The sequence below is a fragment of the Methylobacter luteus IMV-B-3098 genome (assembly GCF_000427625.1).
Lineage (GTDB): Bacteria > Pseudomonadota > Gammaproteobacteria > Methylococcales > Methylomonadaceae > Methylobacter > Methylobacter luteus.
The window spans coordinates 239,293-257,800 of the sequence record NZ_KE386569.1 but is presented as its reverse complement, the minus strand read 5'-3'; the positions used below and the strand labels follow the sequence as shown (position 1 = coordinate 257,800).

The following is an 18,508-nucleotide window of genomic DNA, read 5'->3' as shown; positions in this document are numbered from 1 at the left end:
CAAAAGCATTAGTAGCTATTGAAAAAGATGGGGTGAACGATGGGGCTCGAACCCACGACAACCGGAATCACAATCCGGGGCTCTACCAACTGAGCTACGCTCACCATAATATGGACTTCTCAAGAAATGGCGCGCTTGGCAGGACTCGAACCTGCGACCCCCGGCTTAGAAGGCCGGTGCTCTATCCGGTTGAGCTACAAGCGCAAATTGGTCGGGGTAGAGGGATTCGAACCCCCGACATCCTGCTCCCAAAGCAGGCGCGCTACCAAACTGCGCTATACCCCGACGACCTTCTTTATTAATGGCTTGCTAAACTTCTCAACCACCCTTGAAGAGCTGACTATGATAAGGGAGCTTCCCTTTCTCGTCAACTCTTTTTTGAGTATTTTTATAGTTATTTTTCAAATAAAGCATAAATCATTGAAATTAAAATACTTCATCATCACATTTAAAACACATCTGGCCGCCTATACGACGGCCGAATTTGATGATTACAACTTGGCTTTAACAAGCTGATAAATTTCTTCAGCCGCCACATCAGCGCCCTTCATGATCCGTTCCAGTTCTGCCAGCTTTGCCTCGGCAAAGTCTCTGTCTTTAAGACTGCCGGCGTTGATATAGACATTCAGAGCTGCGCTTTTTAAGGCGCCGTAGCCGGCCATCACAGCCACGCCGGCATCACTGATCACGCCCAGATTACCCTTATCTGCCGCAATACGGCTTAATTCAATTGCTTCCGCACTGGCGCGGGCACATGCCAGAGGTACCTCTGTCGCTTCTTTTAACACGGCCTGAATAGCTGCACTGCGCGCCGTTTTTTCCTCTTCAGTTTCTTTCGGCAAACCGTAGGTAGCCATTAAACGATCAAAGACATCCACATCGGCTTTAATCATGCCGATCAGTTTTTCCCGCAGAGCTTCCGATTTCTCCAGCAGCGCCTGCATTTCAGCTTCGACCTCGACGTATTTAGGCTTGCCGATAGTCAGATTGCACACCATGCTGGTTAAGGCGGCCGATTGCGCGCCCATTACAGCGGCGGCGCTGCCGCCGCCGGGCGTAGGCGCTTTGCTGGCCAATTCATCAAGGAATACCTGGACTGATTTATCTTTTATTTCGCTCATTACTATCCTTCTTTAATCATTAACTCTACTTCTCAAGCAAACGCGTTTGCCCTGAGATAATATTTTGGCTTTACCTGTACGTGAGCCTGAACATTTATTGCCATATTATTCCCGGCGCCAATTCGTGCCGCCCGGCACATCTTCCAGAATGACACCCTGCTCTTTCAATTCATCGCGAATACGATCGGCAATTGACCAGTCTTTATTCTTTTTGGCATCGAGGCGCGCCTGGATTTGCTGTTCAATCTGCTCACCTGATAAAATCACGGCGCCCGAACCGGCTATTGCTCCACCTTTAAGAAAAGTTTCAGGAGCATCTTGCAGTATTCCCAGCAGACTGCCTAAATATCTTAGCGTAGCCGCCAATTGCACCGCTTTTTCTCTATCGTTTTCCTTGACTTTATTCAACTCTCTGGCCAGATCAAATAATACGGACAGGACAACAGGCGTATTAAAATCATCATCCATGGCCTGTTCAAACCGCGTTTTATAATCGGCTTCTATTGTTGCCTCTACCAATTCGATGCCACGCAGAGCCGTATAAAGCCGTGTTAGGGCTGCTGCTGCCTCATTCAAATGCTCGTCGGAATAATTCAGCGGACTGCGATAATGACTGGAAAGAATAAAGAAACGTATAATTTCAGGCCGATAGCGTTGCAGCACTTCCCGAACGGTAAAGAAATTGCCCAGTGATTTGGACATTTTCTCTTCATTGATACGCACAAAGCCGTTGTGCATCCATAAATTAACGAATTTTTCACCGGTCGCACCTTCCGACTGGGCGATTTCATTTTCATGGTGAGGAAACTGCAGATCCATGCCGCCACCATGAATATCGAAATGATTTCCCAGGCAGCAGGTCGACATGGCCGAACATTCGATATGCCAACCGGGACGACCCAGGCCCCAAGGCGATTCCCAGGCCGGCTCATTCGGCTTAGCCATTTTCCACAACACGAAATCCATCGGATTCTGCTTGGCCAGATCCACGTCAACGCGTTCGCCGGCCTGCAGTTCGTCCAGGTTCTTACCCGACAATTGGCCGTAGTTTTTGAATTTGTCTACCGAATAGAACACATCGCCATTACTGCCAACATAAGCCAGTCCTTTAGCCACCAAGGACTCAATCATGGCAATAATCTGTGCGATGGATTGCGTGGCTCTGGGTTCGATATCGGGCGGCAGCACCGAAAGTGCCCGCTCATCCTCATGCATAGCCTCGATGAAACGCTCCGTCAGTTTGCCGAATTCTTCGCCGTTTTCATTGGCCCTCTGAATAATCTTGTCATCAATGTCGGTTATATTACGCACATAAGTCAAGTCATAACCCAAATAACGAAAATAGCGCGCAACCGTATCAAACACGACCATGACGCGAGCATGACCGATATGACAGTAGTCATAAACTGTCATGCCGCAAACATACATGCCGACTTTGCCCGCTTCGCGCGGCTGAAACAATTCTTTCTTTCGAGTCAGGGTGTTATATATTTTTAACATTTAGTTATAGTTACCATGTCATATCGTTAAAAAATCCATCCAAGCGCCCGTAATCGACTTCTGCAAGACAGAGCGCCAGATGAAATTGTGTAAGTTTATAAACAAAATCGCACAATTTACCAAGCACATACTTCTCTTTCAAGATAAAAACACATAGAATCTGGCATTTGCATCACTCATAAGGAAATCCCATGCGCGTCTTCATTCTTTTCATGATGCTGTCTCTAACAACACTTTCTTTTGCAACGGAAAACAAAATGTCTGACACACAAACCAAAGTTAAATTAACAACAACACTCGGTGAAATCGTTATTCAGCTGAATCCTGAAAAAGCGCCCGTTTCATCGGCAAATTTTCTGACTTATGTTAACGAAGGCTTTTACAACGGCACTATTTTCCATCGCATTATTCCAGGCTTTATGGCGCAAGGCGGCGGTTTCGATACCAGCTTCAACCAAAAAGCCGTGCATGCTCCCATCAAAAACGAAGCCAATAATGGCCTGCCCAATAGTCGCGGCACAATCGCCATGGCACGCACACCAGATCCCGACTCTGCAACTGCGCAGTTTTTTATCAATTATAAAGATAACTCATTCCTGAACCACACCAGCCCGACGCCTAATGGCTGGGGTTATGCCGTTTTTGGCGAAGTGATCGAAGGCATGGACGTAGTCGACGCCATGGCCAAGCAGCCCACAGGTAACCGCGGTCCGCATCAGGACGTGCCTAAGACCGACATCGTGATTGAAAAAGCTGAAGTCATTAAATAATCATCAAGATAAAAACTAAAGACGAGCAATTGAAAGCCCAAGGCTGAATCCGGTTTTGCCTTGGGCTTTTTCACCTGTTTCTTCATGAATAAAGACATTCTATTCATTTCAGATCTGCATATCTCCCTGGATAAACCTGAAATTACGCGCCGTTTTCTTGCCTTTCTTGAAAAGCGAGCATCCAAGGCTGCGGCAGTTTATATTCTGGGCGATCTTTTCGATGCCTGGATAGGTGATGACGACCCTACCCCGCCCAACAACAAGATTCGGAAACAGCTGAAACAACTGACTGATTCGGGCACAAAAGTTTATTTACAGCAAGGCAACCGTGATTTCCTGCTGGGCGATAAGTTCTGCCAGGAGACCGGCGTGATCTTGATGGATGATTATATAGTCATTGATCTTTATGACATGCCTACCTTGCTCACACACGGCGATTTACTCTGCACCGACGACCTGCCCTATCAGGCTTTTAGAGCAAAATCACATACGCCGGAATGGAAGCGCTATGTCTTATCTAAACCACTACTCCTGCGCTTACTGATGGCGCGCTGGTACCGTTTTCGCAGCCACTTTCATAAACGCAAAAAAACGCAGGAAATCATGGACGTCAATCAAAATGCGGTAGAGGCTGTCATGCGGGAACACAACAGCTTGCGCCTGATTCATGGACATACTCACCGACCCGGCATTCATAACTTTGAAATAGACGGACAGCCTGCCCAACGCTTTGTACTTTCTGCCTGGAGAAGGGATGCGGCCGAAGTTTTGTGCTGGAATCGCAACGGTTACAGCATAGAAGCCATTTAACCAATCAGCTTGAAGCGGCTTCCTATGGTCTGATATCCGGATTAATTACTGTTCTAGCGTAACGAACTCACCGTGACCAGATAGGAAGTAATCCTTTAGAAAATTATTAGGCAAATGAAACACGGCCAGACTCAAGCTCATCAGTTCAAGCAAACCGCATAAGCAAGCTTATATAACGACATAAATTTGTCACACATCGCCAAGCCGACAAACTTAAAATAATCATTAGCATTTCAGGCAGTTGTATAGAGCATGCGTTTTACTCTGAGTAAATTAGTGTCAGTCACTTTCTACGATTTTGTGTCGAGCAAGAACGCAGAAAAGACCTTATAACCACCTTAAGAGTTGACTTTTGGGGTAAAATCATTAAATTTAAGCGTCTGGTGTGACCAGGAAAAATTCCTTATTAAAGAGATAGAAAAAGTCACCCTAATGCTTTAAAACTAATATTAGTCTTAAAAAAACATAATCAGTATTCTGTCTAATTAACAGAATATCAGGAGAAATATATATGAAGAAGCCTTTAAAAAGTTGGCTGCTTGCTTCAAGTGTGGCTGCTATATTAGCTGCTCCAGCGGTTTCAACTGCTAACAGCGAAGTTGAAAAACTGACTCAAAACCCGGCTAACTGGGCTACGTGGGGTGGTGACTACGCCGGTACTCGCTACAGCAAATTGAATCAGATCAACGTCAACAACGTTAAAAATCTGCAGCCTGCATGGTCTTTCTCTACAGGCGTATTACGTGGTCATGAAGGCGGCCCGCTGGTGGTTAACGATGTGCTTTACATCCATACCCCATTCCCCAACACTGTTTACGCGATTGACCAAAAAACTCAATCTGTAATTTGGGAATTCACTCCTACACAAGACGCTGACGTTACTATTCCGGTTATGTGCTGCGACACTGTTAACCGTGGTTTAGCTTACGGCGACGGCAAAATTTTCTTACAGCAATCCGATACCGTGTTAACGGCTTTAGATGCTAAAACCGGCAAACGCGTATGGAGCGTACAAAACGGCGACCCTAAACTGGGTATGACCAACACTCAAGCTCCATTAGTTGTTAAAGACAAAGTGCTGACCGGTATTTCTGGCGGTGAGTTCGGTGTTCGTGGCTTCCTGGCCGCTTATGACATCAGAACCGGCGAATTGGCATGGAAAGGCTACAGCATGGGTCCAGACGGCGATACGCTGATCGATCCTAAAAAGACAACAACCTGGAAAGACGGCAAAGTTACTCCTGTTGGCGAAAATTCAAGCACAGGCACCTGGGAAGGCGACCAATGGAAAATCGGCGGCGGTACAACCTGGGGCTGGTACAGCTATGACCCTAAACTGAACCTGGTGTATTACGGATCAGGCAACCCGTCCACATGGAACCCTACACAACGTCCTGGCGACAACAAATGGTCTATGTCTTTATGGGCTCGTGACGCTGACACCGGGGAAGTTAAATGGGTTTACCAAATGACTCCTCACGATGAGTGGGATTTCGACGGCATCAACGAAACTGTTCTGGTTGACCAGGAAGTCAAAGGCAAAATGCACAAAACTATCGTGCATTTCGACCGCAATGGTTTTGGCTACACGTTAGATCGTGAAACTGGCGAATTGCTGGTTGCTGAAAAATTCGACAAATCCGTCAACTGGGCTACCCACGTTGACATGAAAACAGGTCGTCCTCAAGTTGTTTCAAAATACTCTACCGAACAAAACGGTGAAGACGTAACCACTGAAGGCGTTTGCCCTGCTGCATTGGGCAGCAAAAACCAACAACCAGTGTCTTACTCTCCTGACACCGGCCTGTTCTATATCTCTGGCAACCACTTGTGCATGAACTACGAACCATTCGAAGTTTCATACACAGCCGGCCAGCCTTATGTAGGTGCCACCCTGACCATGGAACCTGCTGGTGCAGACGTTCTCACAGGCAAACCCGACAACTCAACCAACCTAGGTCAGTTTACAGCGTATGACGCTAAAACCGGTAAAATCGTCTGGTCCAACAAAGAGCAATTCTCTGTATGGTCAGGTTCTGTTGCTACATCCGGTGGCGTTGTGTTCTACGGTACTCTTGAAGGCTACCTGAAAGCAGTTGATGCTAAAACCGGTAAAGAATTGTACAAATTCAAAACACCTTCCGGCATCATCGGCAACGTTAATACTTGGGAATACAACGGCAAACAATATGTTGGCGTTCTGTCAGGTATCGGCGGCTGGGCTGGTATCGGTATCGCAGCAGGTCTTGACACCGGTGAAGAAAACTCAAACTCTGAAGGTTTAGGTGCTGTTGGCGCATACAGAAGCTTGAGCTCTTTCACTAAATTAGGTGGTACATTAACTGTATTCGCATTACCTAATTAATAAATCGATCTGATTTTTTAGGTTGATCCTGAAAAGCCCTGACCGGTAATCGGTCAGGGCTTTTTTTTGCCAATCAATTTCTTAAGCTGGACATAATATAAACCTAAGCTATAGTTAGACTTTTCTATCCTTATCATAAGAAATTCTATGTCACCGCAACATGCATTCGATCAGTTAATGACTGAGTTCAACCCGTGCCCTGCCGATTTTTATTTTCTGAATTTGATTCCATTAATTGAGATCATATGGGTCAATGGCGAAAATCAGCCTGGAGAATTAAGGATTCACTACAACTTTCTTATCGAACATATTGTTTTTTTAGATCGCATAGCAAGCATTCAGCAGTCAGCATTGAAGATGCCAATGCTTTCCTTAATCGCTTTGCTCATAACCGGCCTTCTGCCCGTTTGCTGGCAGAATTAAGATCAACTGTGTCTAGAGCACTACCCGCGCAAAGACACTCAACAATTTTTGAGTACTGCTTGGATATTGCCGCAGCCTGCACGACCCAATATCCTTATGGATTAAGGCACAGAATTATTGATGAAGAAAAAAACTGTTAACGAAAATCTTCGCTGAACTTAATATTAAGCCGGATACGATTCTACCTGACTAGTTCCAATCACTGCATTGAACTAATTTTTTGTTTAAATAACAAATCGTTATACAGTAAACTAGTGATTCTTATTGTTCAATTTACACAAGGAGAACTTAATGCGGGCTTCGCATCAGATTAATAAAGTACTTGCCGGATTATTTCTAACCGCAGTGACGCTTTCGGCCGCGGCGGAAGAAAAATTCAAAGTCTGCGCGGATCCATTGAACCCGCCTTATTCGACTAAAAATCAGGACGGCTTTGAAAATAAAATCGCCGAACTGTTCGCCAAGGAACTCGGCCAGACGCTTGAATACACATGGCTTCCTCAACGCATCGGCTTTGTTCGCAATACCTTGAACGCGCCATTAAAAGAAGACGATGTAGACAGTAAAGAGTTTAAGTGCGATGTCATCATGGGCGTTCCTGCCGACTATGACCTCACGTTAACGACAGTGCCCTACTACCATTCGACTTATGTGCTGTTGATTGCCAAGGGCCGCGGATGGGATGACATAAAGGATGCCTCGCAGTTGGCCGATTTGTCGCCGGAACGTGAGGAAGATCTGCGGATTGCCATGTTTGATCGAGGCCCAGGAACAGCCTGGCTGCAAAAAAACGGCCTGCTTGACCAAGGTATTCCCTATCAATCCATGTCGGGTGATGCGGAAAATAACGTGGCCATGCAGATACTCAATGATATAAATGCGAAAAAGATCGACATGGTTATTCTTTGGGGACCGATGGCCGGCTATGTCATCTCACAAAGCTCAAAGAACAGTTATACGATGATTCCGATGCAATCGGCCCCCGGCATGAAATTCGATTTCTCAATGGCGATGGGCGTGCGCTATGGCGACAAGGCCAGACAGGAAACGCTCAATAAACTGATTGTCGCCAAAGCAGACCAGATTCAGGCAATCATTAAAAGCTATAACGTTCCCTTATTGCCGATACCGAAACAGGTGAAACGCGAAGATGATGACTAAATAGTCTTGATTCTAAAGGCGACCTTGATTGGTCGCCTTGTGTTAATTGCGATTAAACAATTTGATAAGATGAGCCAATCTGGTAGCCCGCTCATGTGACAATTGCCCCCATTGAAAGCGCCATTGCCAATTGCCCTCAATAGTACCGGGAACGTTCATCCGATGACTGGAATCCAGCTCCAGAATATCCTGCATAGGAATAATCGCCAAATTAGCAACCGATGCCAGCGCGGCGTGTATCAGAGCACAGTGCAAAGGCATTGCGGGGTTACCGAGATATTCATAGACGAATCTTTTTTCCTCCTCACTCAACGCTTGCGACCAGCCTAAAGTCGTATCATTGTCGTGAGTGCCGGTATAAACCACGCAGTTTTTTTCATAGTTATTCGGTAAATAAGGATTATCAGGCCCGCTACCGAAAGCAAATTGCAGAATCTTCATGCCCGGCAGTTCAAATTCGTCCCGCAATTCCACGACTTCAGGAGTAATAATGCCCAAATCCTCGGCAACCAATGGAATCGATCCATGTTCAGCTTTTATGGCGTTCAGCAGGTCTTTTCCCGGAGCCTTAACCCACTGGCCATGAATCGCCGTCTCTTCCTCGGCCGGTATCTCCCAGGCTGCCTCGAGTCCTCGGAAATGATCGATGCGCAAAATGTCGAACAGCTCGAGCTGCGTATGCATACGCTCAACCCACCAGTGAAATCCGGTATCCTTCAGATATTCCCAGTCATAATGGGGATTTCCCCAGCGCTGGCCTGTAGCGGAAAAATAATCGGGCGGCACACCTGTCACCACGGACATTTGACCGGACTCGTCGAGTTTAAAAACCTGGCGATTAGCCCACACGTCAGCGCTGTCATAAGACACGAAAATCGGAATATCGCCGAATAACAGCACGCCGTGCTGATTAGCGTAAGCCTTTAATTCCAGCCATTGCCTGAAAAAGATATATTGTTCGAATTTAATTCTCTCAATTTCCGTATTTAAACGACGACGGGCTTCTTTAATCGCTTTTACGTCTCTTTCCTTGAAGTGCTCTGGCCACTGATTCCAGCACAGTTGATTAAACTCATTCCGGAGCGCAATAAATACGGCAAAATCATCGAGCCAGAACGCCTGAGCCTCACAAAAATCCGCAAACTGTTCTTTATCCTGTGTCTCGGCACGTTCCAGAAACTCTTGAAAAGCCAATGCCATCAAGTAGCCCTTGTCGGAATTCGAAGCATTCTGATAGATTTGACTGGATAACTGCAACCAGCCTTTATCAGCCAACCAATCCATATTAATAAATGACGGATTACCGGCGTGTGCCGATAAACATTGATAAGGCGAACGATCCGCATGGGTCATGCCCAAGGGTAGCGTTTGCCATACGGCGATGCCGGCATCCGCTAGAAAATTAACAAAATGATACGCTTCCTGACCCAAGTCCCCCAGACTGCCAGCACCTGGCAATGATGAAATATGCAACAGTATGCCGGCGCGGCGTTTGCTTAACATGTCATTCCTGCTTAATATATTTAAATGTGTTCAATGCCGGGCCGCATGGCGCCGCCCATAGCAGGAGCGCCTGAACCCTGGGTAAATGACATGGACAGATAAGCCGGCGGTTCCTCACCTAATAACCTGTACAAATTGGTCAAATTGAGCCGGAACTGTTTTTCAAAATTGCTGACCGCTTCGCCGGGATTGTAATCGCCAAACCACCAAAACCAGTCGGAACCCTCGCAAACTGCGAGCTGAAACTCAGCCTTCTGTACTTGTTCGTCAGTCAAGCGTCCTGTGGAAACGACTTTATCAAATGCCCATTTAACGTCACCGAGCATATCCCATCCCCGATTTTTGTCGACATCGCCTATCCACGTTGAAAAAGTACCATAGACCCAACTGCCGGCAACCAATCTGGACAAAGGCTTAACCTCTACCCTATTTTTCAGGCATTCTGAAAAAGTAGTTAATTCAATCCCCGGATGACTGGATAATCGTTTATATAAAGCGCTAAGAAAATAGTAACCGTTAGCAGGAAAATATTCCCAGGCATTCTCGCCATCCATAATGATGGGAACGACTGTATCATCCGGCTCATGCATGGCAATATTTTCCAGATGATGAATCAAATCGCTGACAGCATCATCGGCATGCCATTTGGAATACTCAAAACCGATCAGGTCGGATAATCCGTCATCGCGGAAAAAACAGGCGATATCGGTATCTCGAAGCATAAAAGCGTGATGTATGCTTGGCTTTTCCGCGTCTTCAACCAGATTTAAACTGTTATGCGCCACCGAGCCGCCGCTTGCCGCCCAGTCAAAACCGACATCATCCAGTATTTTCAACGTCTGTTCGCTGATACTGCCTTCTGAAGGCCAACATCCTTTCGGTTTAAAACCAAAAAAGCGTTTAAAGGTCTGCACGCCTTTTTCGAGATGCCATCTGACTCGCTCTTCTCCGCCCGGATAAGCATCCAGTTCCGGTAGCGGCGCATGAGGCATGGCCTCATGCGTGGAGTTCAAATCCAATAAAAGCGGCATGATAGGATGCGCATAAGGCGTTACCGACAGCTCAATCTGGCCTTTTCTGGCCAATACCTTATACCTGAGAATGACGTTGGCCAGTTGCTCGCCTATAATTTCCAGGATTTCCAGTCTTTCATGCAGCGTATAACCGGCGCCTTTTTCTATCAAGCGCTTGACTCTGATGTCCGCTAACTTGACGGTTTCCCCTATCCAGGCCAGGTGATACCAGACTAGAATGTCACTGATAAATTGAGAATTGACGTAATTTAAAGACTCATAATGGTGCTCAAGCCATTCAGCCATCTCAACCAATTTTTTAAACGCCGGATAACGATTGATTTGCCGCTCCCGGTTGGCACGCATACAGTCCTTAATCAACTTCAAGCGAGCTTCGGGATCGGCTGGAATGCTCGGCTCGACCAGCGCCGCCAATAGCGGGTCAGTAATTGAAATACCATCATGCAAATAACTACTGACCTGCTTGGCATAGTCCTCTATCTGCTCCAGCAAGATAGGAGCAAAGTTTACTACGGCCTTGGCTTTGGGCACGGCTTCCAGATGCGCCACCATATCAACATAATCCTTAATCACATGGAGATACGTCCACGGCAGTTTATATTCGCCTGTCTGTAAGTCTCTATATTCCGGCTGATGCATATGCCAGCACAATACTAATTTCAATTTCTTTTTATCAAACATAATGTCGTCTGCTTTGTCCTTGTCTTATCTGGCGTAATTAAAACCACCTCATCGGGATAACATGAAACCTTTCTTCCTCAGTCCCCTGAAGAACTTCACCGCTTATCTGACATAGTGCCTTCGAAGCCCCAGCATATCTGGCGTCACTAACACGACCCCGCCGGGGCTGACATAAAATCTTTTTTCATCTTCTTCCCTGTTTTCGCCGATCACAGTACCTTCCGGCACTTCGCAGCCTTTTTCTATAATAGCTTTCGTGATACGGCAATGACGGGCGATATTGACCTCAGGCAGAACAATTGTATCCTTCAAGGTTGTATAGGAATTAACTCTAACGTTAGAAAACAACAAGGAATGCCTGACCGTCGATCCGGAAATCACACATCCGCCAGACACCATGGAATCGACGGCCATTCCACGCCGCTTGTCATTATCAAAAACAAATTTGGCCGGTGGCGCCTGTACCTGGTAAGTCCAGATCGGCCAGCTCTTGTCATAGAGATTCAGATCCGGCTTAACGCCAATCAACTCCATATTAGCGGACCAGTACGCATCTATCGTACCCACATCACGCCAGTAACTTTGTTCGCCGCTTTGCAAATCCAGGAACGGATAAGCATTCACCACATATTTATCAATAACATTCGGAATAATATCCTTACCGAAATCACGGCTTGACCCCCGCGTATCGGCGTCCTTGATCAATTGTTCATACAAAAAACCGGCGTTGAAAATATAAATCCCCATCGACGCCAGTGCAGTATCGGTTCTGCCCGGCATGATAGGCGGATTTTTCGGTTTTTCCACGAAAGCTCTAACGCGCCGGTTGGTATCGACATCCATGACCCCAAAAGCCGTTGCATCCTTCAACGAAACTTCTATGCAGCCTATCGTTAGATCGGCATTTTTTTCGACATGATCGGCCAGCATGGGGCCGTAATCCATTTTATAGATATGATCACCGGCCAGCACGAGAATGAATTCCGGCCTGCGGCTGCGCAGAATGTCGATGTTTTGATAAATCGCATCGGCAGTCCCTGCGTACCAGGAACCTTCATCATGCCTTTGCTGAGCCGGCATCAAGTCGACATACTCACCAAATTCACCGCGCAAAAAACCCCATCCCTGCTGGATATGGCGAATCAGGGAATCGGCTTTGTATTGGGTCAAAACGCCTACTTTACGAATGCCGGAATTGATACAGTTGGACAGCGGAAAATCAATGATCCTGAACTTGCCGCCGAAAGGAACGGCAGGCTTGGCGCGCCAGTCCGTCATATTCTCCAATCGAGAACCACGACCACCGGCTAGTATTAAAGCAATTGTATTACGTGTTAAATGACTGACAAAACGATCATGATGCTGATTACTGGACGCTGACATTTTTGATCTCCATGTGGAATAGGCTCACAACTGTTATTTAATTTTTGGTAATATTTACAAAATCATTATCACGAAATCATTATCTTACTATTCTGAGGGCATTCAAAGTGAAAAAGCAGTCGACCAATACGCTTGACTCCGATTCTATTAAAATAATAGAAGCCAGGCATCATGACCCTTTTTCGATTTTGGGCCGCCATCAAAAAAACAAGTCAACTCAGATTAAAGTTTACCTACCTTACGCCGAATCAGTACGCCTGGGTAATGATGGCCCTGCGTTCCAGCGAATAACCGGCACGGACTTTTTCGAATATAACGCCGAAAATAAAGAACTGCCAACACATTATAAACTGTCCTGGACAGATAAAGACGGTTATCCGCACGAGAATTATGATCCGTATGATTTTCCTGTGCAGCTATCCGAATTTGACCGGTATTTATTCGGAGAAGGCCGCCACTGGCATATCTACCAGAAACTGGGCGCTCATCTGCATAACGTTGACGACATTGAGGGCGTGTCATTCACCGTCTGGGCGCCCAATGCCGGCCGGGTTAGCGTAATTGGTGATTTCAATCTCTGGGACGGCCGTTGCCACCCGATGCGAAATCTCGGCAACAGCGGCATCTGGGAACTTTTCATACCGGGCCTGAACGCCGGCTGTTTATACAAGTTTGAAATATTGAACCGGCAGAGCAATGAAGTTCTGATCAAAACCGACCCTTACGGACAGCAATTTGAATTTCGTCCGAAAACTTCATCCATTGTCGTCGACGAAAAAAGCTATCAATGGCAGGACCATCAGTGGATGAACCAGCGCAGCACAAGTCATGACTGGCTGCATGAACCCATGTCAATCTATGAAGTCCATCTAGGCTCATGGAAACGCGATGCCCAGGGCAACTTCCTCAATTATCGGACACTGGCCGTACAACTCGTCGACTATGTGAAAGAAATGGGCTTCACCCATATTGAATTACTGCCCGTGACCGAACACCCCCTGGACGCGTCATGGGGTTATCAAACCACCGGCTACTTCGCGCCAACCAGTCGCTACGGAACCCCCAATGACTTCCGCTATTTCATCGATACCTGCCATCAAAATGACATAGGCGTCATTCTGGACTGGGTGCCAGCACATTTCCCCAAGGATTACTTTGCCCTGGCCCGTTTTGACGGCAGCGCGCTTTATGAGCATGAAGACCCGCGTAAAGGCGAACACCGCGACTGGGGCACGCTGATCTATAACTACGGCCGCAACGAAGTAAAAAACTTCCTGCTGTCCAGCGCCATCTTCTGGCTGGAGGAATTCCATCTCGACGGTCTGAGAGTTGATGCGGTGGCCTCAATGCTCTATCTGGACTATTCCCGCGGCCCAAATGACTGGATTCCGAACATGTATGGCGGCAACGAGAATCTGGAAGCCATCGAGTTTCTGAAAGAACTCAATACAGTCACGCACGACCAGCACCCCGGCACGGTCATCATGGCAGAGGAATCCACGTCCTGGCCGCAAGTGACGCGGCCGACCTGGACCGGCGGACTGGGGTTCTCCATGAAATGGAACATGGGCTGGATGCACGACACTCTGGCCTATATGAGCCAGGAATCTATCCACCGCAAGTACCATCATGATCAGCTCACCTTCGGAATGCTTTATGCATTTACCGAAAACTTTGCCCTGCCCTTCTCGCATGACGAGGTCGTGCATGGCAAAGGCTCTTTAATCAACAAAATGCCCGGCGACGAATGGCAACGCTTTGCCAATCTGCGGCTGTTATATACCTACATGTATACCTACCCGGGCAAAAAACTGCTGTTTATGGGCTGTGAGTTCGGACAAGGCACGGAATGGAATTTCAACCGGGCCCTGGACTGGTACGTATTGGATTATGCGCACCATCGCGGTGTGCAAAAGCTGATTAAAGACTTGAACATCCTCTATAAAAAACATCCGGCTTTATACACGCATGATTTTGATCATCATGGATTTGAATGGATTGACTGTCATGACGTACAGCAATCCATCATCAGTTACCGCCGTAAAAGTGATCACGAGGATCTGTACATCATTCTTAACTTTACGCCGGTCATCAGAGAGCAATACCGGATCGGCGTTCCGCAAGCCGACACCTACACTGAAATCTTCAACTCCGATTCCACCTATTATGACGGCAGCAATGTCGGCAATGGCCAAGTGACATCAGAGCCTGTCACCTGGATGAATCAACCCCATTCCATCAGCCTGACTTTGCCCCCCTTAGGAGCCATCATCTTAAAGTCACAAAGGATTGCATAAACAAGATATGAAAAAAATACTTTTTGTCACCAGTGAGGCACATCCTTTGATTAAAACCGGGGGCCTCGCTGATGTTTCAGGCAGCCTGCCCAAAGCATTGGCTGAGTTATCACAAGACGTACGCCTGCTCATGCCCAATTATCAGGCCATAAAAACCCATGGCGATGTTCGCTTTCTATGCTCCATACGCGTCGATAACCGCGATGTCAATATTCTTGAAACGCATATGCCGGATAGCTCGGTTATCGTCTGGCTGGTCGATTATCCCGAATTTTTCAATTATCCGGGCAACCCTTATCATGACGAGCAAGGCAAAGACTGGCCCAATAATGCCGAACGCTTCGCCTTGTTTTGCCGTATTGCCGTTGAAATCGCCATGGATCGGACTCACCTGAACTGGAAGGCCGATATCGTGCACTGTAATGACTGGCAAAGCGGCCTGGTTCCTGCTTTGCTATCCTTGGAGCACAACCGGCCTGTCACTGTATTCACCATACATAACATGGCCTATCAGGGCTTATTCCCGAGCAGCAGCACCGCCACTTTAAACTTGCCGGGCCAGTTATGGCAGCCTTACGGGCTGGAATTTCATAATATGCTGTCCTTCATTAAAGGCGGTCTGGTTTATGCCGATCGTATTACCACGGTCAGCCCGACTTATGCTCAGGAAATTCAGACGCCGGCGCTAGGTTACGGCCTTGAAGGACTGCTGGCTTATCGCAAGGATGTCCTAAGCGGCATCATTAACGGTATTGATATTGAACAATGGAATCCGACAACCGACCCCCTTATTGAGCAGTGCTATCAGGCCGAATCGCTTCTGGACAAACAACTTAACAAGTTAGCCTTGCAAAGAAAACTATCATTGCCGGTTGGCGAGCATGTTCCGGTCATTGGACTGATCAGCCGACTAGTTGAGCAAAAAGGCATAGACCTGTTGCTGGATTGTCTTTCCGAAATGGCCGCCATGCCCTTGCAATTTGTGCTGCTCGGCAGCGGCGACAAGGTCTTTGAACAAAGATTGCTAAATTTTGCACATTCGTACCCGGACAAGATCTCGATCACTATCGGCTACGATGAACCACTGGCCCATCTTATCGAAGCCGGCGCCGATATTTTCCTGATGCCGTCGCGGTTTGAGCCCTGCGGCCTCAATCAAATGTACAGTCAACGCTACGGCACTTTGCCGGTCGTTCATAAAACCGGCGGCCTGGCCGATAGCGTTGTTGACAGCCTGCCCGAAACAATCAGCAATGGTACGGCTACCGGCATTGTCTTCAACGACGCCAGTTCCGGCGCTCTAATGGAAGCGATCAAGCGTACACTGATTTTATACAGCATGCCTGACGTCTGGAAGAAACTACAGACCAATGCCATGAAAAAAGATTTTTCATGGCAACGCAGTGCCGAACAGTATCTGGAATTATATCGGGGCATCTCACTCCATCCCTAAAAGGACGGACATTCCGGCCGCCTTTAACTGTGTTTCGTCTTTGGAGGTTGCGTTGAATAGAACACGCCTGCTATTGATCTTCATGCTTCTGTTCGGCAAGCTTGCCTTTGCAGGGCAGTCCATTATTGAAGTGATCCCGCTGGCTAACCGGCCAGCCTCCGAGATACAGCCCTTACTCGCCCCCTTGCTTGACTCCACCGATCATGTAATTGCCAACGGCTCCAACCTGGTGGTCAAAACCACGCCGGAACGGCTGGCTGAAATCAGGGCGCTCGTCAGTGAACTGGACACCCGGCTGAACAATCTGGTCATTACGGTCGTGCAGAGCCGGCACCTGACCGCCGAAGAACTCAATGCAGCGGCCAGAGTCAGAATCAGTGGCCCGATTGATGATTTGTCGAAAGCCCGTGCCAGCATACACGGCTATTATTCTCAAACCCAGGACCAGTACGCCAACGAAAGTACGCAAACCATCCGCACCCTGGAAGGCAATACGGCTTACATTCAAGCCGGCAGCGCGCATCCGACTGAAAGCGTACAGATTTTCGATTCGGGCTATGGCCCGACAGTATCCACGACTACTGGCTTTATAGAAACGACGACGGGCTTGGCCGTCACACCGAGGCTTTCGGGCGAGCAAGCCATTCTGGACGTTTCACCCTGGTCGGACAAGCTCAACACGCGCGGCCAGACTGAAACTCAGAACGCCCAAACCACAATCCGGGTCAAGCTGGGCGAATGGGTGGAGCTGGGCGGCATCAATGAAGACAGTCAACGCAGCGACAGCGGCAATCTTGCGCGTATCCGGCAAACCGGCCAAGAAAGGCTGCGTATTTTAGTTAAGGTCGATAAGATCGATTAATCATGTAGGCTGGGTTGAAGCTTTAGCGGAAACCCGGCATGGGCGACTTCGAAATACTGGGGTTATCAACCCAGCCTACCACGCTACCGAATAGATGATTTTGAAACTTCAACATTTTCATAGCCAAACTTGGATAAAGTTCCTTTTACTATAGGCCCAAACCAAGCGTCTGCATCAGGGTTAATAACAACCTCTAACAATAGGTCATCTAAGTTGCATGGAACGTTTACGCCTGGAGATAGCCCTGCGTCTTTCTCCCCACCCCAGAAATATGGCTCACTTTCGGGAAAAAGTGATATGTCACCATCATCTCCAATAACACACCTAAGTTCCCTTTCTGCACTGAAAAATGGAGTCTTATGAAAAAGGATATTGAGATAATTAGTTTCGTCAATCAGTTCGTTTGTATAATCAATATAATTGATCTCACCTATCAAAACATCGTAATCTCTGTAGTCTCCGAATGATTTTTTGAGAGCCCCGATATTGGATTTTATCGCGATACTATTATTGCCTTTTCCATAAACTTTCCACATTGAATGTGATTCATGATCAAACATGTTCCAGCAGTTAACGAGCGTATTTACTCTAACTATTTCTTGGAACATTCGATGAGACTCAACAAAACGCCTTATTTCATCTTCTCTAAGGCTAACTCCTGGATATAGCTTTACCATGAGTTCTTCAGGTGGAATTTTTAGGTTTCGCTCAGGCAACTGCCCTTCATATCTATCTAAATTTTTTAAAATACTACCGCGAGCAAACCATAAAGATTTATTCAAAAGTAAAGAAACGAATTGTTCAAAACTCATATAACGCCAAACAATCTGAGAATCTTCAGGGGTATTCAGATTTGGATGAGGCAAAAAAGCCGTATCTGGCCGATCTTCAGCTTTAGATTTAGGCGGAGGTGGTAATATTTTATTGCCTGCAGCTACCCATTCTTGAACTACTCGGTAATCCCTATTTCCACCATTTTCTGGTATGAATAGAACTCGATTATCATTTCTTGTGACCTTTAATGTATTTGAATTTCGTCCTCTTAGTTTTTCTATAGAAGATATATTTTTTAATGAGATTTCGATGCTCATTTACGTGGTTTAGCGTTATGGTAAAAGGCGAGCGGTAACTAAAATCAAACGAAC

General features: G+C 47.0%; 14 protein-coding genes and 3 tRNA genes. 8 read left to right on the top strand and 9 right to left on the bottom strand.

From position 1 onward, the window contains the following. Window positions 1-28 precede the first annotated feature (28 nt). The 5 genes from METLU_RS0103210 to cysS all read right to left on the bottom strand — a co-directional run bounded on the left by METLU_RS0103210 (window position 29) and on the right by cysS (window position 2,621). Window positions 29-104: transfer RNA gene (locus tag METLU_RS0103210), tRNA-His, on the bottom strand. A gap of 23 nt (window positions 105-127) precedes the next feature. Next, a tRNA-Arg gene (locus METLU_RS0103205) sits at window positions 128-204 on the bottom strand. A gap of 4 nt (window positions 205-208) precedes the next feature. Beyond that, window positions 209-285 (bottom strand) — tRNA-Pro (locus METLU_RS0103200). Window positions 286-491: 206 nt separating this feature from the next. After that, on the bottom strand, window positions 492-1,121 hold the full coding sequence (gene fchA, locus METLU_RS0103190; protein WP_027156977.1) for a methenyltetrahydrofolate cyclohydrolase: 630 nt from the start codon (window positions 1,119-1,121) through the stop codon (window positions 492-494). Window positions 1,122-1,226: 105 nt separating this feature from the next. Further along, entirely contained in the window at window positions 1,227-2,621 is a 1,395-nt protein-coding gene (gene cysS, locus METLU_RS0103185; RefSeq protein ID WP_027156976.1) for a cysteine--tRNA ligase, read from the bottom strand. 257 nt (window positions 2,622-2,878) lie between these two features. Here cysS and METLU_RS0103180 point away from each other — a divergent pair, with 257 nt between their 5' ends. The 5 genes from METLU_RS0103180 (at window position 2,879) to METLU_RS0103160 (ending at window position 8,150) form a co-directional block, all read left to right on the top strand. Then, entirely contained in the window at window positions 2,879-3,391 is a 513-nt protein-coding gene (locus METLU_RS0103180) for a peptidylprolyl isomerase (RefSeq protein ID WP_407939053.1), read from the top strand. Between the two features lie 84 nt (window positions 3,392-3,475). Further along, window positions 3,476-4,201 carry a UDP-2,3-diacylglucosamine diphosphatase gene (gene lpxH, locus METLU_RS0103175; protein WP_027156974.1) on the top strand — a complete coding sequence of 242 codons (726 nt, stop codon included), beginning with the start codon at window positions 3,476-3,478 and terminating at the stop codon, window positions 4,199-4,201. A 511-nt stretch (window positions 4,202-4,712) separates the two neighbouring features. Next, window positions 4,713-6,566: a methanol/ethanol family PQQ-dependent dehydrogenase gene (locus tag METLU_RS0103170; protein WP_027156973.1), complete on the top strand. Its 1,854-nt coding sequence runs from the start codon at window positions 4,713-4,715 to the stop codon at window positions 6,564-6,566. Between the two features lie 147 nt (window positions 6,567-6,713). Further along, on the top strand, window positions 6,714-6,989 hold the full coding sequence (locus METLU_RS0103165) for a hypothetical protein (protein WP_027156972.1): 276 nt from the start codon (window positions 6,714-6,716) through the stop codon (window positions 6,987-6,989). 291 nt (window positions 6,990-7,280) lie between these two features. Continuing rightward, on the top strand, window positions 7,281-8,150 hold the full coding sequence (locus METLU_RS0103160; protein WP_027156971.1) for a quinoprotein dehydrogenase-associated putative ABC transporter substrate-binding protein: 870 nt from the start codon (window positions 7,281-7,283) through the stop codon (window positions 8,148-8,150). A 42-nt stretch (window positions 8,151-8,192) separates the two neighbouring features. Here the strand turns inward: METLU_RS0103160 and malQ are convergent, their stop codons facing one another. The 3 genes from malQ to glgC form a co-directional block, all read right to left on the bottom strand. Next, window positions 8,193-9,653, bottom strand: coding sequence for a 4-alpha-glucanotransferase (malQ, locus tag METLU_RS0103155; protein ID WP_027156970.1), 1,461 nt, complete (start codon window positions 9,651-9,653; stop codon window positions 8,193-8,195). Between the two features lie 20 nt (window positions 9,654-9,673). Then, window positions 9,674-11,368 carry a glycoside hydrolase family 57 protein gene (locus METLU_RS0103150; RefSeq protein ID WP_027156969.1) on the bottom strand — a complete coding sequence of 565 codons (1,695 nt, stop codon included), beginning with the start codon at window positions 11,366-11,368 and terminating at the stop codon, window positions 9,674-9,676. Window positions 11,369-11,470: 102 nt separating this feature from the next. Further along, window positions 11,471-12,751, bottom strand: coding sequence for a glucose-1-phosphate adenylyltransferase (glgC, locus tag METLU_RS0103145; protein ID WP_027156968.1), 1,281 nt, complete (start codon window positions 12,749-12,751; stop codon window positions 11,471-11,473). Window positions 12,752-12,858: 107 nt separating this feature from the next. On the opposite strand from glgC, the gene glgB reads away from it, so the two are divergent. From glgB to METLU_RS0103130, 3 genes are read left to right on the top strand one after another with little or no spacing between them, the layout of a single operon-like run. Continuing rightward, the gene (gene glgB, locus METLU_RS0103140) at window positions 12,859-15,048 is read left to right on the top strand and encodes a 1,4-alpha-glucan branching protein GlgB (RefSeq protein WP_027156967.1); all 2,190 of its coding nucleotides are present in this window, start codon (window positions 12,859-12,861) and stop codon (window positions 15,046-15,048) included. A 7-nt stretch (window positions 15,049-15,055) separates the two neighbouring features. After that, window positions 15,056-16,501: a glycogen synthase GlgA gene (gene glgA / locus METLU_RS0103135; protein WP_027156966.1), complete on the top strand. Its 1,446-nt coding sequence runs from the start codon at window positions 15,056-15,058 to the stop codon at window positions 16,499-16,501. 52 nt (window positions 16,502-16,553) lie between these two features. Continuing rightward, window positions 16,554-17,363 carry a hypothetical protein gene (locus tag METLU_RS0103130; protein ID WP_231383535.1) on the top strand — a complete coding sequence of 270 codons (810 nt, stop codon included), beginning with the start codon at window positions 16,554-16,556 and terminating at the stop codon, window positions 17,361-17,363. 83 nt (window positions 17,364-17,446) lie between these two features. Here the strand turns inward: METLU_RS0103130 and METLU_RS27745 are convergent, their stop codons facing one another. Continuing rightward, a complete protein-coding gene (locus METLU_RS27745; RefSeq protein ID WP_155920422.1) occupies window positions 17,447-18,454 on the bottom strand; it encodes a DUF2971 domain-containing protein in 1,008 nt (335 codons plus the stop codon). Between the last annotated feature and the right edge of the window lie 54 nt (window positions 18,455-18,508).

Bases quoted from the DNA above. Each gene is read 5' to 3' on its own strand.
- fchA (WP_027156977.1), bottom strand. From the start codon at position 1,121: ATGAGCGAAATAAAAGATAAATCAGTCCAGGTATTCCTTGATGAATTG.
- cysS (WP_027156976.1), bottom strand. From the start codon at position 2,621: ATGTTAAAAATATATAACACCCTGACTCGAAAGAAAGAATTGTTTCAG.
- METLU_RS0103180 (WP_407939053.1), top strand. From the start codon at position 2,879: ATGTCTGACACACAAACCAAAGTTAAATTAACAACAACACTCGGTGAA.
- lpxH (WP_027156974.1), top strand. From the start codon at position 3,476: ATGAATAAAGACATTCTATTCATTTCAGATCTGCATATCTCCCTGGAT.
- METLU_RS0103170 (WP_027156973.1), top strand. From the start codon at position 4,713: ATGAAGAAGCCTTTAAAAAGTTGGCTGCTTGCTTCAAGTGTGGCTGCT.
- METLU_RS0103165 (WP_027156972.1), top strand. From the start codon at position 6,714: ATGTCACCGCAACATGCATTCGATCAGTTAATGACTGAGTTCAACCCG.
- METLU_RS0103160 (WP_027156971.1), top strand. From the start codon at position 7,281: ATGCGGGCTTCGCATCAGATTAATAAAGTACTTGCCGGATTATTTCTA.
- malQ (WP_027156970.1), bottom strand. From the start codon at position 9,653: ATGTTAAGCAAACGCCGCGCCGGCATACTGTTGCATATTTCATCATTG.
- METLU_RS0103150 (WP_027156969.1), bottom strand. From the start codon at position 11,368: ATGTTTGATAAAAAGAAATTGAAATTAGTATTGTGCTGGCATATGCAT.
- glgC (WP_027156968.1), bottom strand. From the start codon at position 12,751: ATGTCAGCGTCCAGTAATCAGCATCATGATCGTTTTGTCAGTCATTTA.
- glgA (WP_027156966.1), top strand. From the start codon at position 15,056: ATGAAAAAAATACTTTTTGTCACCAGTGAGGCACATCCTTTGATTAAA.
- METLU_RS27745 (WP_155920422.1), bottom strand. From the start codon at position 18,454: ATGAGCATCGAAATCTCATTAAAAAATATATCTTCTATAGAAAAACTA.